We start from the raw sequence: 12,167 nt of genomic DNA, 5'->3' as shown, positions 1-12,167 counted from the left end.
GCTGGAGGCAATGACGCATGGCTGAACTGACGATTTCCGGTGACACCCACCCCATCCTGAAAGACGACTACGCCTCCGAATGGATGGGCATTGAAGTCCTGGCGCTCGACGACGGCCACGCCACCATCCGGATGCCGCTCCGCCAGGAGATGCTCAACGGTTTCGGCATGGCCCACGGCGGCATGATCTTCGCCTTCGGCGACACCGCCTTTGCCCTCGCCTGCAACCCGGTGAAGCCGGGCGTGGCCGAGGAAGGCACCATCACCGTGGCGTCCGGCGTCGACATCAACTTCATCAAGCCGGCCTTCCGCGGGCAGATCCTGACCGCCGTCGCCAACCACCGCGCCAGCACCGGCCGCAGCGGGCTGTACGACATCCAGATCTACGCCGCCGACCCCGCTGCCATCCCCGGCCCGGCAGGCTCCCCCGCCGGCTCCACACCGGCCACCACACTCCCGGGCGGGCTCCCCTCCGACATCGCCCCGGGCGAACTCATCGCCGAGTTCCGCGGCCGCAGCCGCACCATCTCCAAGAAATAGAAACAGGGACACAGATGACCACCCCCACCGCCGAATCTGCCCTCGCCCCCAGTGACGCCGTCCTGGACCGCGAAGAAACCATCTCCCGCGACGAGCTCGAGGCCTTGCAGCTCAGCCGCCTGCAGCACACCGTGGCGTACGCCTACGACCGAGTCCCGCTGTACAAGCGGAAGTTTGATGAGGCCGGTGTGCACCCCACCGACCTGCGCGAGCTCTCGGACCTGGGGAAGTTCCCTTTCACCACCAAGGAAGACCTCCGGCTCGAGTACCCCTTCGGCATGTTCGCCGTGCCGCAGCACGAGGTGGCCCGGATCCACGCCAGCTCCGGCACCACCGGCCGCGCCACCGTGGTGGGCTACACCAAGAAGGACCTCGCCGACTGGGCCAAGCTGGTCGCCCGCTCGCTGCGCGCCTCCGGCGTCCGGCCCGGCATGAAGGTCCACAACGCCTACGGCTACGGCCTGTTCACCGGCGGCATGGGCGCCCACGCCGGCGCCGAAGCGCTGGGCTGCACCGTCATTCCGATCTCCGGCGGCCAGACCGAGCGCCAGATCACGTTGATCCAGGACTTCAAGCCGGACGCCATCCTGGCCACCCCGACGTACCTGCTGACCATCGCGGACGCCATGATGAAGCAGGGCATCGACCCCGCCTCCACCTCGCTCAAGTACGCCGTGCTCGGGGCCGAGCCGTGGACCGAAGAAATGCGGCACGAGCTTGAAGTCACCATGAACATCAAGGCCTGCGACATTTACGGCCTCTCTGAGGTCATGGGCCCCGGCGTCGCCGGCGAGGCCGTGGAGACCCAGGACGGCAGCCACATCTGGGAGGACCACTTCCGGCCCGAGATCATCGACGCCTTTGACCCGTCCGTGGTCCTGGGCGACGGCGAGCCCGGCGAACTGGTTTTCACCTCGCTCACCAAGGAAGCCCTGCCGATCATCCGGTACCGCACCAAGGACCTCACCCGGCTGCTGCCCGGCACCGCCCGTCCGGCGCACCGCCGGATGGGACGCATCACTGGCCGCAGCGACGACATGATCATCCTGCGCGGCGTGAACCTGTTCCCCTCGCAGATCGAGGAAATCGCGCTCCGCATCCCCGAACTCAGCCCGCACTTCCAACTGGAGCTCACCCGTCCGGAGGGGCAGCGGATGGACCAGCTGACCGTCAAGATCGAACGCCGCGAGTCGGTCACGGTCGAGGGCAGCGCGACGGCGGCGAAGGTGCTGCAGCAGCAGATCAAGATCCACGTCGGCTCCTCCTGCACCGTCGACGTCGTCGAGCCCGGTTCACTGGAGCGCTCCAACGGCAAGCTGCGCCGGATCTACGACATGCGCCCCAAGGCCTGACCCGCCCCGTTTGTCCAGCCACCGGCCGGCCCGGCAGGAGTGTCCTTCGAGGCCACGCTGCCGGGCCGACCGACCGTTCATGAGAAACTAGCGAGTATGCCCAGCACAGCAACCACCACCAAGCGCGGCCGTCCCGGCTATGACCAGCAGTCGGTGCTGCTGATCGCCGTCGATGTCTTCAACCGCCACGGCTATGACGCCACCTCGATGGGCATCCTCGCCGAGAACCTGGGCATCTCCAAGTCCGCGATCTACCACCACGTGCCGTCCAAGGGCGATCTGCTCAAACTCGCCCTCGACCATGCCCTCGGCGGCCTCGAAGCCATCCTGGACCGGCCTGAGGCGCGGACCGGCTCGGCCGACGCCCGGCTGGAATTCGTGGTCCGCGAGACCATCTCCGTCCTGGTGGAACGGCTGCCGTTCGTCACCCTGCTGCTGCGGCTGCGCGGCAACACCGAGATCGAGCGGGACGCCCTGGAACGCCGGCGCACGTTCGACCACAAGGTGGCCGCCCTGATCTCGGCCGCCGGCGACGAGGGCTCGCTGCGCCAGGACATCGACCCCCGCACCGTCACCCGCCTGCTGTTCGGCACCATCAACTCGATCGTTGAGTGGTACAAGCCCGGCGGGTCCCTCTCCCCCGAGAAGCTGGCCGACGACGTCGTCGCCATGGCGTTCCACGGCCTCCACGTCCCCAGCAAAGCCTGACGCCGCCTCCGGGGGCACCGTTAACGGCCGCGGGCAGGCGGTGTCGCCCTCAAAGCCCGGCGGGTCCGTGTCAACCTGCCCCCGCAAGGCCGGGAAACCCGTTCACGGCCACGAACCAGCCCATGTACAGCAACACGGCGGACAGCGGAAGCACTGCCAGCCCAAGCAGGATCGAGTAGTCCTTGGCGCGGAGCAACGCTGCAAGGTTGACCACCAGCGTGCCGGCCACCACGAGGCCCTGGAAAACGCTGTTCGCGACCACCGCCCGGGGCGACTCGAACATGCCGCCGGCACCCACCAGTAACGTCACGAGGTACCAGGACGGCAGGACCCAGACCGGGAAAGCAGCCATCGCGAGGTCCAGGACCAGAGCCACATTGCCGATGCGGGTGCGTGGCAGCCAGGCAATCTTGCGGCCGCGCGCCTTGGAAGGCGACGTCACGGGGCCGCCCCGCCCGGGGTCGAAGTGAGCCAGCCAAGGAAATACATCAGCGCAGCCGACAGCAGCACGGTAAAGGCCGCGACCAGGAGGGAGCGTTCCTTCGCCCGGAGCAGGGCAGTCCAGAGCGCCGCGACGGAACCCACCAGCATGGCTACCACCACGTCGTCGGCGGCTCCCGCCCTGAACACGGCCTGCCCCAGGACCAGGAGCACCCAGACGGGCGAGAGCACCGTGAGGTAGGCCAGCGTCAGAGCCACCTTGCCGGCCCGGGTGGTGGGGAACCAGACGACGCGACGGACCAGGGTTTCGGATACCGGCCCGGAAGACGACTCAGTCATGTCTGCGCCTCGCCTCCGCCATCCGGGAATCTGGTCTCAAGCTACACCCGGGGTGCGTCCCGGGGACAGGACCGACCGGCCCTAGCCGCGGCCCCGGCCCGGGACATAGAACAGCGCCCCGGCAGGCCGGGGCGCTGTTCTATGATTCCGTTCCGCAATTCCGTTCTGCAGCGGGAGCCCGCAGCCGGGAGCCCGGAGCCGCCGCTCAGAGCTGGTAGTCGGCTGCCGTGGTGATGTTCTCGTGCACGCAGAGAATGTTGTGCTCGGAGTCCATGAACCAGGCGCACTTCTCGGAATCCGTTGTGCAAATGTGGTTCTCGGTCTTGAGATCAGGGAGGTTGTAGTCCTGGAACGTGACGCCCCTGGCTTCCATTTCCCTCACGGTGCGTTCGATCTCGCTGACTTCGAAACTCAGGGTGGTGTGCTCCGAATGCTTTCCATCCTTGACTGGCATCAGTTGCAGCATCGGGCCGCCTTCTGAACCAAATAGTTCACTTCCGTCGTCTGCCACGCCACGGTGCGGGAGCCCCAGGGTGTCCGCATAGAAATGCCGGGCACGCGCTACATCATCGACTGGCAGGACTGTTGTGGCTTTGTTGAGTGCTAGGGACATTTCGCCACCTCCTACGAGCACGATTTTACGCCGGGGCAAGGTGGAAAGACCCGCCCCTCCGCGGTTGCTCTATCACCTGTGGGTTGCCATTCGAACGTCGCGGCAGCCATAAGTGATAGAGCAACGGGCGGGGCGAGGGGTTACTTCTCGACGAGGGTCAGGACGTCGTAGGTGGCGACGATTTCATCGTTCTGGTTGGTCAGGACGGCGTCCCAGGCCACTTCGCCGTACTCGTCGGTCTCGCGCGGGGTGATCTTCTTGGCCGTCAGGGTGACGCGGATGGAGTCACCGGCCGCGACGGGCGTGATGAAGCGCAGGTTCTCCAGGCCGTAGTTGGCCAGGACCGGACCCGGCGCGGGCTCCACGAACAAGCCGGCACCCCAGGCGAGGAGCAGGTAGCCGTGCGCCACGATGCCCGGGAAGAACGGGTTGGCTGCCGCCGCTTCCTGGTTCGTGTGGGCGTAGAAGGTGTCGCCGGTGGAGTTCGCGAACTTGGTGATCTCCTCCAGCGAGACCTCGCGCAAATCGGAGCGGATGGCGTCGCCGATGTGCAGCGTGCTCAGGTGCTTCCGGAACGGGTGCTGGCCCTCGGTCTCGAGGGTGTAGTTGCGGTCCGCACCGGTGTGCCAGACGCCCGTGACGGCCGTGAGCATGTTGGGCGAGCCCTGGATGGCGGTGCGCTGCATGTGGTGCATGACCGAGCGGATGCCGCCCAGTTCCTCGCCGCCGCCGGCACGGCCCGGGCCGCCGTGGACCAGGTGCGGGACCGGGGAGCCGTGGCCGGTGGAGCTGCGGGCGTCCTCCCGGTTGAGCATGAGGACGCGGCCGTGGTGGGCCGCAATGCCGGTGACGAGCTCGCGGGCCACCGCCGGATCGTTGGTGCAGACCGAGGCGACCAGCGAGCCGCCACCGCGCGCGGCGAGGCGGACGGCGTCGGCGAGGTCCGTGTAGCCGATCACGGAGGAGACCGGGCCGAAGGCCTCGAGCGAGTGGACCTCCTCGGCTTCGGGGTCGGCCCAGCTCAGCAGCACCGGGGACATGAAGGCTCCGCCGTCGACGACGCCGACGCTCCCGTCCGCGCTGGTGACCTTCGGCGAGTCGAGGGTGCCATAGGCGAGCTCGCCCCCGGCGTCGAGCATCGACTGGACGGCGGCCCGCACGTCGGCGAGCTGCTCACGGGAGGCGAGGGCGCCCATCGTGACGCCCTCGGCGCGCGGGTCTCCCAGCACGACGCGTTCGGTGATCCGCTCCCCCACGGCGGCGACGACGTCTGACACCAGGTTCTGCGGCACGATCGCGCGGCGGATCGAGGTGCATTTCTGGCCAGCCTTGGCGGTCATCTCGGTGACGAGGGACTTGATGAAAGCGTCGAATTCCGGGGTCCCCTTGACCGCGTCCGGGCCCAGGATGGCGGCGTTGAGGGAGTCGGTTTCGGAGGTGAAGCGGACGCCACCCTTGACCACGTTGGGGTGGGACTTGAGCGTGTTGGCGGTGGAGGCCGAACCGGTGAAGGCGACAAGGTCGCGGTAGTCGAGGTGGTCCAACAGGGTGCGGACCGAGCCGGAGACCAGCTGCAGCGAGCCCTTGGGCAGGATGCCGGATTCATCGATCGCCTTCACCACGGCCGCGGCGACGTAGCCGGTGGGGGTGGCTGGCTTGACGATGGTGGGGACGCCGGCGATGAAGGCGGGGGCGAGCTTCTCGAGCATGCCCCAGACCGGGAAGTTGAAGGCGTTGATCTGCACGGCGACACCGGGGATCCGGGTGTAGATGTGTTCGCCGGCGAAGGAACCGTCCTTGGACAGCACCTCCATGGGCCCGTCCACCACCACCTGGGCGTTGGGCAGCTCGCGCCGGCCCTTGGAGCCGAAGGTGAAGAGCACGCCGATGCCGCCGTCGATATCGATCATCGAGTCGATCTTGGTGGCGCCGGTCTGCGCGGAGAGCGCGTAGAACTCGTCGCGGCGGCCGTTGAGGTACTGCGCCAGTTCCTTGAGCTTGAGGGCGCGCTGGTGGAAGGTCAGCTTCCCCAGTTCCGCTTGGCCGGTGGTGCGGCCATAGTCGACGACGGCGGCGAGGTCGAGGCCCTCGGTGCTCACCTTTGCCAGGAGTTCGCCGGTGCTGGCGTCCAGGACGGAGGCGGCTCCGGCGGCAGAGGCTGCGTCGGGGGTCCACCACGAGTTGCGGATGAAGCTGGGGACGATCTCGACGGTGCCCACTGAGGGTTCCGGAGCTGTTGCAGTGGTGGTCATCGTTGACGGGTCCTTCCAACGCGGGGCAAGATCAACACGGCCAGCGCATTACTGACCGTCCGTTCGGTAATATGTCTACAGTACATGAAGGAGCCCTGCGGCACACTAGTAGCGGCGGGCCCGACCGGCCCATGACAGGCCAGAGCCCCAGAGGAGACGCAATGACGCCCGACCCCCGCAACATTCAAAGTGGTACCGAGCTGTGGAAAATCACCCTCGGTGAACTTGACGAGAAGATGGGGGTCAAGATCGTTGAGCAGTCCGTGGAGCGCGTCGTGGCAACCATGCCGGTGGAAGGCAACCGCCAGTCCTTCGGCCTGCTGCACGGCGGCGCCTCACTGGCCGTCGGCGAGGCCGTGGGTTCGTGGGCCTCGGTGATCCACGCCAGCACCCTGGGCAAGACCGCCGTGGGCGTGGACGTTTCCGCCACGCACCACAAGTCCGCCCGCGAGGGGCTGGTCACGATAACCGCCACCCCGATCCACCTGGGCAGCACGGTGACCACCCACGAGGTGCTGATCACCAACGAGGCCGGGGAGCGGCTCTGCACACTGCGGATCACTAACCTGCTGCTGGACCGCAAGGGCTGAGCGGGCCCGGGCAAAAGGTCCGACCGGCTGCATCCAAAGAGGGGCGCCGGCCGGTAGTAACGGTGTAAGCAAATCACCGCCCGGATCCGGGCAACTCAATGAGGAGTTTGAAATGCGTAAAACCGTTTATGCCGCCGGTGCCGTGTCGATGGCGGCCGCCCTCGCGTTTGCCGCCCCGGCCCAGGCCGGCGGGAAGCACGACGGCGGCAGGCACCACGGCGACGATGCCGTCCTGTCCGTCCTGCACGGAGTCCCCGGCCTGACCGTGGACGTATGGGTGAATGGCAAGCTCACCTTGGACGACTTCAAGCCCGGCAAGCTCGCGGGCCCGCTGAAGCTCGAGGGCGGCAATTACAAGATTGCTGTCACGGCCGCCAACGCCAAGAGCGCCGACGACGCGGTGATCGGCCCGGTCGAGGTCAAGCTCAGGGAGGGCCGGAACTACACCGCCGTGGCCCACCTGGATGAGGACGGCGATCCCACCGCCACCCTGTTCAAGAACGACACCTCGCCCAGCCCTCGGGGTGAGGGGAAGCTGACGGTCAGGCACGTGGCCGCGGCGCCCGCCGTCGACGTCCTTGCCGGCAAGACTGCCGTGATCGAGGACCTGACAAACCCGGACCAGGAAGTGCTGACGCTGAAGGCCGGGAAGGTGTCCGCCTCGGTCGCGGCCGCCGGGACCACCAAGCCCCTGATTGGCCCGGCGGACATTCCGGTCGCCGCGGGCAAGAACACGATTGTCTACGCCTGGGGCAGCCTCAAGAAGGGCAACCTCGGCGTAGCGGTCCAGGTAGTCGACTCGGACAAGTGGCGGGATCACGGCCGGCACGGCCGCTAAGCGGCCGGTCCTGCCTGCCCGCTGGAAATTCCCGGCCTAGCCGGGGGTGCTGCTTTCCCTGACGACGAGGCGGGCCGGGAATATCAGCGGGTCCCGGCCCGTCCCCGGATCTTCGATGTCCGCAAGAAGCAGGCGGCCCGCCTGGGCGGCCATTTCTACCGTGGGCTGGTTGATCGTGGTCAGGGGCAGCTCGCCCGGCGCGGCCAGGTGGTCATCGAAGCCGACGACGGCGACATCCCCGGGCACCGTGCGCCCGGCGGCCAGCAGGGCCGTTATGGCACCGCGGGCCATGAGGTCGGACGCAGCGAAAATGCCGTCCACACTGCTGTCCTCGGCCAGCAGCCGTTCGGCCGCTTCGGTGCCGCCGGCAGGGGTGAAATCCCCCTGCGCGACCGGCCCCGGCGGCAGCCCGGCCTCCCTGAGGCCCGCTTGCCATCCCTCCAGCCGGTCCGCGGCTGCCGTCATATCGAGCGGTCCGGTGATGGTTGCCAGCCGGGTGCGCCCGGCCGCCGCAAGGTGAAGCGCGGCCAGGCGGCCGCCTTCGAAGCTGTCCACGTCAACGTAGTGGATCCCCAGCCCGGTATCCCACGGCCTTCCAATGAAGACTGTGGGCAGCCCCGCGGCGGCAAGCTCCTCGGTCCAGCCGTCGGCTTTATGGTGCGAGACGACAATGGCACCGTCCACGTGGCCTCCACGCAGGTACCGAAGCGTCCGGGAGGGATCGCCGCCGGCCCGGGACATCAGCAGGACCAGCTGCATTTCGGTCTCACGCAACGCCTCCGTCACCCCGGTGATGACGGCCGCGAAGAACGGGTCCATCATGACCCGGGCATCGGGTTCGTTGATCACCAGGGCGATCGAGGAAGTCCGGCGGGTGACCAGGCTGCGCGCGGCCCGGTTCGGGGTGTAGCCCAGCGAGATGACCGCAGCGTCCACCGCGGCCTGAGCTTCCGGGCTGACCCGGGAGCCGCCGTTGATGGCCCGGGAGGCGGTGGAGCGTGACACTCCCGCCGCCGTCGCGAGGTCTTCAAGGGTGGGGCTAAGTCTCGCCGGTCCGGCCCGGAGACCCGCGTGCTTCTGTTCGCTCATCACTTTGAGAATACGACATGCCCGGTCTCCGCAGGGACGGGCCCTACCGTGCCGGCAGGGCGTTCGCCGCCGCCACCCCCGAGTACCAGAGTCCGCTGGCCTTCGGGATCCGCTGCTGGGTTTGATAGTCCACCCGGACCAGACCAAAACGCTGGTGATAGCCGTACGCCCACTCGAAGTTGTCCAGCAGCGACCAGGCGAGGTAGCCGCGGACGTCGGCGCCGGCGTCGATCGCGGAGCGCACTGCGCGCAGGTGCGCGTCGAAAAAGGCCAACCGCTCCTGGTCGTCGACGAAGCCGTCGGCGTCGGGAGCGTCCGGGTACGCGGCGCCGTTTTCCGTCATGTAGATCGGGATGCCGGCCGGGCCGGTGTACTCAAGCTGCAGCCGGGTCAGCAACCGGTACAGCCCCTCGGGCTGCACCTCCCAGCCCATCCCCGTCACCGGCAACCCGCGCGGCACGGAGTGCACGTCCTCCGCGGAAACGAACGGCGTTGCCTCACGCCTGTCGGCCGACGCCGGGGCGGCCTGCGCCGTGGTGGTCACGGTGTCCGGTTGGACCCGTTCTTCGGCTGCCGCCGCCTTGGTCAGCGCCTCGCCCTGGTAATAGTTGACCCCCAGCAAATCCACGGGCGCCGAGATGACAGCCAGATCACCGTCCTGCACCACGGTGCCGAAGCCGAATCCGGCGACGTCGTCCAGCACGTCCGCGGGGTACTGGCCACGGAAGATCGGGTCGAGGAAGATCCGGTTGTGCAGCCCGTCGATCCGGCGGGCCGCATCGCGGTCCTCCGCGGAGCCGGGGTCGGCAGGATCGGCGACAGTGAGGTTCAGGGTGATGCCAAGGCTCGCTGCCGGATCACGCCGGCGCAGTTCCCTGGCGGCGAGCCCGTGCCCGAGCAGGAGATGGTGGGCAGCGGCGAGGGCTGCCCGCGGTTCCTGCCGTCCCGGGGCGTGGACGCCCGCGGCGTAGCCGAGGAACGCCGAACACCACGGCTCGTTGAGCGTGGTCCAGATGCGGACCCGGTCGCCGAGGGCCTCGTGCATCACGGCCGCGTAGTCCGCAAACAGCCGGGCGGTCTCGCGGTTGGCCCAGCCTCCCTCATCCTCCAGGGCCTGCGGCAGGTCCCAGTGGTATAGCGTCAGCCAGGGTGTGATGCCTGCGGCGAGGAGTTCGTCCACCAGACGGGAGTAGAACGCGATCCCCTCGGGGTTCGGCGTCCTGCCGTCGGGCATGCACCGTGCCCACGACGTCGAGAAACGGTACGCCTTTAGGTGCAGCGACGTCATCAACTCCACGTCCTGGCCCGAGCGGTGGTAGTGGTCGCACGCCACGTCACCGTTGTGGCCGTCTGCCACGGCGCCCGGAACCCGGGCGAAGGTGTCCCAGATCGAGTCCTTCCGCCCTCCGGTGTGGGCGGCTCCTTCGATCTGGTAGGCGGCCGTGGCCGCGCCCCAGAGGAATCCGTCGGGGAAAGTTAGCTCGGTGGTGCTCATCCTTTGACTGCTCCTTGCATAATTCCTGAAACGAGTTGGCGACCGGCGGCGATGAAGAGCAGCAGCAGCGGGACGGTGGCCAGGACGGCACCTGCCAGCACCACCGAATAGTCGACAAAGTGTGCGGCCTGCAGCAGCTGCAGCGCCACCGGGAGGGTCGGGTTGGAAGGGTCCAGCACAATGAAAGGCCAGAAGAAGTTGGTCCAGGTCGCGACGAAAGTGAAAAGCGCCAGCATCGCCGCGGCCGGTCGCGCCGCGGGGAAGCCGACATACCAAAAGGCCTGGATCATGGAGGCCCCGTCCACCCGGACGGCCTCAATGAGTTCGTCCGGGAGGGCGTCCCGTAGATACTGGGTCATCCAGAACACCCCGAAGGCCGTCACCACGCCGGGGAGGATCACCGCCCAGAGGGAACCGGTCCAACCCAGCTTGGCCATCACAATGAACAGCGGAACCACGCCCAGCTGGGTGGGCACCGCCATTGTGGCGATCACGAAGACCAGAAGCCCCTTGCTGCCCCGGAAGCGCAACTTCGCGAACGCGAAGCCCGCCAGGGTGGAGAAAACCACCACCGAGGCGGCCGTGACCGTGGACACCAGGACGCTGTTGCCCATGGCCTTCCAGAACGGGATGCTGTCGAAGACTTTCGCGGCGTTGGCCAAGAAGTTCCCTCCCGGCAGGACCGGGACACCGCGACTGAGCACCGTGCTGTCATGGCTGCCCACCAGGAACGACCAATACAGCGGGAACAGCGACGCCAGCAGGACCGTGCCGAGGACACTGTAGGTCAGCGCCCCGGGACGGCGCTGACCGCCTGCGCCGCCCCGGTTGCGCGGCCGGCCGGTTATGCGGTTCGGCCGCTTGGCCGCCGCCTTGGCCGCACCTTTGCCGGCGGTTTGCCGGATCATGGGGATGGAGCTCATTTGCGGCCTCCCTGGCTGGCGATACGCCGTGTGAGTAGATAGTTCAGGAGGGCAATCAGCACAATCATCAGGAAAAGCAGCCACGCGACCGCAGATGCCCTGCCGAAATTGCGCTGTCCCCAGCCCAGTTCCCAGATGTACATGGTCAGCGTCTGCCACTGCCGGTCGGCGCCGCCGAGCCCGGACTGGTCGAACACCCGCGGCTCGTCGAAAATCTGCAGCCCGCCGATCGTGGACGTGATGGCCACGAAAATCACGGTGGGCCGGAGCATCGGAACCGTCACGGACAGGAACTGCCTGACCCGGCCGGCGCCGTCGATGGTGGCGGCTTCGAAGACATCGCGGGGGATGGCCTGCATGGCGGCAAGGAAGATCAGTGCGTTGTAACCGATCCAGCGGAAATTCACCATCGTGGCGATGGCAATGTGGCTGGCGAGTTGCTCGGAGTGCCAGCGGACCGGGTCAAGGCCGACGAGTGCCAACAGCTCATTCACGAGGCCAAACTGGTCGGCGAACAGGTTGTTGAAGATCAGCCCGACCGCCACCGGGGCGACGACAAAGGGCACCAGGACGCCCATCCGCCAGAATGTTCTGGCCCGGAGGTTGGCGTCCAGCGCGGCCGCGATCAGCAGCGCCAGCACCACCTGCGGCACGGACGAAAGCAAGAAGATGCTCAGCGTGTTTCCTACCGCATTCCAGAAGTACGGCTGCGCGAGGACGAAGCCGAAGTTCTCCGTCCCGACGAACTTGCCCTGCCCGCCGATCAGGTTCCAGTTGTGCAGGGACACCCAGGCTGTGTAGAGCAGCGGAAAGAGTCCCGTGAGGGCAAACAGCAGGAAGAACGGCGAGATGTAGAGGTAGGGCGAAAGTTTGACGTCCCACCGTGACATCCGTTGCGAGAACGCGAGCCGCCGGACGCTCCTCTTGCCGGGTATCTCCTCGTCAGCCAGTTGGCTCTGGGGCCTGACCCGGTCCGTTACCGACATGA

Annotated in this window: 13 protein-coding genes; 5 read left to right on the top strand and 8 right to left on the bottom strand. The window is 67.5% G+C overall.

The annotated features are described in order from the left end of the window. The first annotated feature begins 17 nt into the window (after positions 1-17). The 3 genes from AC1DBD_RS01825 (at position 18) to AC1DBD_RS01815 (ending at position 2,599) form a co-directional block, all read left to right on the top strand. Complete coding sequence (locus tag AC1DBD_RS01825; protein ID WP_441416871.1) at positions 18-539, top strand: hotdog fold thioesterase; 522 nt, start codon at positions 18-20, stop codon at positions 537-539. A 14-nt stretch (positions 540-553) separates the two neighbouring features. After that, positions 554-1,891, top strand: a complete 1,338-nt coding sequence (gene paaK / locus AC1DBD_RS01820) for a phenylacetate--CoA ligase PaaK (RefSeq protein ID WP_441416870.1) — start codon at positions 554-556, stop codon at positions 1,889-1,891. Between the two features lie 96 nt (positions 1,892-1,987). Further along, positions 1,988-2,599 (top strand): TetR/AcrR family transcriptional regulator, encoded by a 612-nt coding sequence (locus AC1DBD_RS01815; RefSeq protein ID WP_441416869.1) that lies wholly within the window; start codon positions 1,988-1,990, stop codon positions 2,597-2,599. A gap of 70 nt (positions 2,600-2,669) precedes the next feature. On the opposite strand, the gene AC1DBD_RS01810 is transcribed toward AC1DBD_RS01815, so the two are convergent. From AC1DBD_RS01810 to paaZ, 4 genes are all read right to left on the bottom strand, one after another. Then, a complete protein-coding gene (locus tag AC1DBD_RS01810; protein WP_476892026.1) occupies positions 2,670-3,041 on the bottom strand; it encodes a hypothetical protein in 372 nt (123 codons plus the stop codon). Continuing rightward, positions 3,038-3,379: a hypothetical protein gene (locus AC1DBD_RS01805; protein WP_476892025.1), complete on the bottom strand. Its 342-nt coding sequence runs from the start codon at positions 3,377-3,379 to the stop codon at positions 3,038-3,040. Before AC1DBD_RS01805 ends, AC1DBD_RS01810 begins: the two co-directional genes overlap by 4 nt. A 205-nt stretch (positions 3,380-3,584) precedes the next feature. Then, the gene (locus AC1DBD_RS01800; protein ID WP_476892024.1) at positions 3,585-3,992 is read right to left on the bottom strand and encodes a VOC family protein; all 408 of its coding nucleotides are present in this window, start codon (positions 3,990-3,992) and stop codon (positions 3,585-3,587) included. 140 nt (positions 3,993-4,132) lie between these two features. After that, positions 4,133-6,244, bottom strand: a complete 2,112-nt coding sequence (gene paaZ, locus AC1DBD_RS01795; RefSeq protein WP_476892023.1) for a phenylacetic acid degradation bifunctional protein PaaZ — start codon at positions 6,242-6,244, stop codon at positions 4,133-4,135. A gap of 161 nt (positions 6,245-6,405) precedes the next feature. On the opposite strand from paaZ, the gene AC1DBD_RS01790 reads away from it, so the two are divergent. Both AC1DBD_RS01790 and AC1DBD_RS01785 read left to right on the top strand, forming a co-directional pair. Further along, the gene (locus AC1DBD_RS01790; RefSeq protein WP_441416864.1) at positions 6,406-6,834 is read left to right on the top strand and encodes a PaaI family thioesterase; all 429 of its coding nucleotides are present in this window, start codon (positions 6,406-6,408) and stop codon (positions 6,832-6,834) included. 112 nt (positions 6,835-6,946) lie between these two features. After that, positions 6,947-7,672, top strand: a complete 726-nt coding sequence (locus tag AC1DBD_RS01785; protein ID WP_441416863.1) for a DUF4397 domain-containing protein — start codon at positions 6,947-6,949, stop codon at positions 7,670-7,672. 36 nt (positions 7,673-7,708) lie between these two features. Here AC1DBD_RS01785 and AC1DBD_RS01780 read toward each other — a convergent pair whose 3' ends face one another. The 4 genes from AC1DBD_RS01780 to AC1DBD_RS01765 are packed head-to-tail and all read right to left on the bottom strand — an operon-like array spanning position 7,709 to position 12,165. Continuing rightward, on the bottom strand, positions 7,709-8,761 hold the full coding sequence (locus AC1DBD_RS01780; RefSeq protein ID WP_441416862.1) for a LacI family DNA-binding transcriptional regulator: 1,053 nt from the start codon (positions 8,759-8,761) through the stop codon (positions 7,709-7,711). Positions 8,762-8,804: 43 nt separating this feature from the next. After that, a complete protein-coding gene (locus AC1DBD_RS01775; protein ID WP_476981303.1) occupies positions 8,805-10,256 on the bottom strand; it encodes a glycoside hydrolase family 1 protein in 1,452 nt (483 codons plus the stop codon). Next, entirely contained in the window at positions 10,253-11,179 is a 927-nt protein-coding gene (locus AC1DBD_RS01770; protein WP_476981302.1) for a carbohydrate ABC transporter permease, read from the bottom strand. The genes AC1DBD_RS01775 and AC1DBD_RS01770 overlap by 4 nt, the downstream gene beginning before the upstream one ends. After that, a complete protein-coding gene (locus tag AC1DBD_RS01765; RefSeq protein ID WP_441416859.1) occupies positions 11,176-12,165 on the bottom strand; it encodes a carbohydrate ABC transporter permease in 990 nt (329 codons plus the stop codon). The genes AC1DBD_RS01770 and AC1DBD_RS01765 overlap by 4 nt, the downstream gene beginning before the upstream one ends. Positions 12,166-12,167 lie beyond the last annotated feature (2 nt).

The organism is Arthrobacter sp. 10T419, assembly GCF_056394105.1.
Note: the sequence above shows the minus strand (reverse complement) of the source record. Positions and strands in the feature narration are given on the sequence as shown.

Bases quoted from the DNA above. Each gene is read 5' to 3' on its own strand.
- AC1DBD_RS01825 (WP_441416871.1), top strand. From the start codon at position 18: ATGGCTGAACTGACGATTTCCGGTGACACCCACCCCATCCTGAAAGAC.
- paaK (WP_441416870.1), top strand. From the start codon at position 554: ATGACCACCCCCACCGCCGAATCTGCCCTCGCCCCCAGTGACGCCGTC.
- AC1DBD_RS01815 (WP_441416869.1), top strand. From the start codon at position 1,988: ATGCCCAGCACAGCAACCACCACCAAGCGCGGCCGTCCCGGCTATGAC.
- AC1DBD_RS01805 (WP_476892025.1), bottom strand. From the start codon at position 3,379: ATGACTGAGTCGTCTTCCGGGCCGGTATCCGAAACCCTGGTCCGTCGC.
- AC1DBD_RS01800 (WP_476892024.1), bottom strand. From the start codon at position 3,992: ATGTCCCTAGCACTCAACAAAGCCACAACAGTCCTGCCAGTCGATGAT.
- paaZ (WP_476892023.1), bottom strand. From the start codon at position 6,244: ATGACCACCACTGCAACAGCTCCGGAACCCTCAGTGGGCACCGTCGAG.
- AC1DBD_RS01790 (WP_441416864.1), top strand. From the start codon at position 6,406: ATGACGCCCGACCCCCGCAACATTCAAAGTGGTACCGAGCTGTGGAAA.
- AC1DBD_RS01785 (WP_441416863.1), top strand. From the start codon at position 6,947: ATGCGTAAAACCGTTTATGCCGCCGGTGCCGTGTCGATGGCGGCCGCC.
- AC1DBD_RS01780 (WP_441416862.1), bottom strand. From the start codon at position 8,761: ATGAGCGAACAGAAGCACGCGGGTCTCCGGGCCGGACCGGCGAGACTT.
- AC1DBD_RS01775 (WP_476981303.1), bottom strand. From the start codon at position 10,256: ATGAGCACCACCGAGCTAACTTTCCCCGACGGATTCCTCTGGGGCGCG.
- AC1DBD_RS01770 (WP_476981302.1), bottom strand. From the start codon at position 11,179: ATGAGCTCCATCCCCATGATCCGGCAAACCGCCGGCAAAGGTGCGGCC.
- AC1DBD_RS01765 (WP_441416859.1), bottom strand. From the start codon at position 12,165: ATGTCGGTAACGGACCGGGTCAGGCCCCAGAGCCAACTGGCTGACGAG.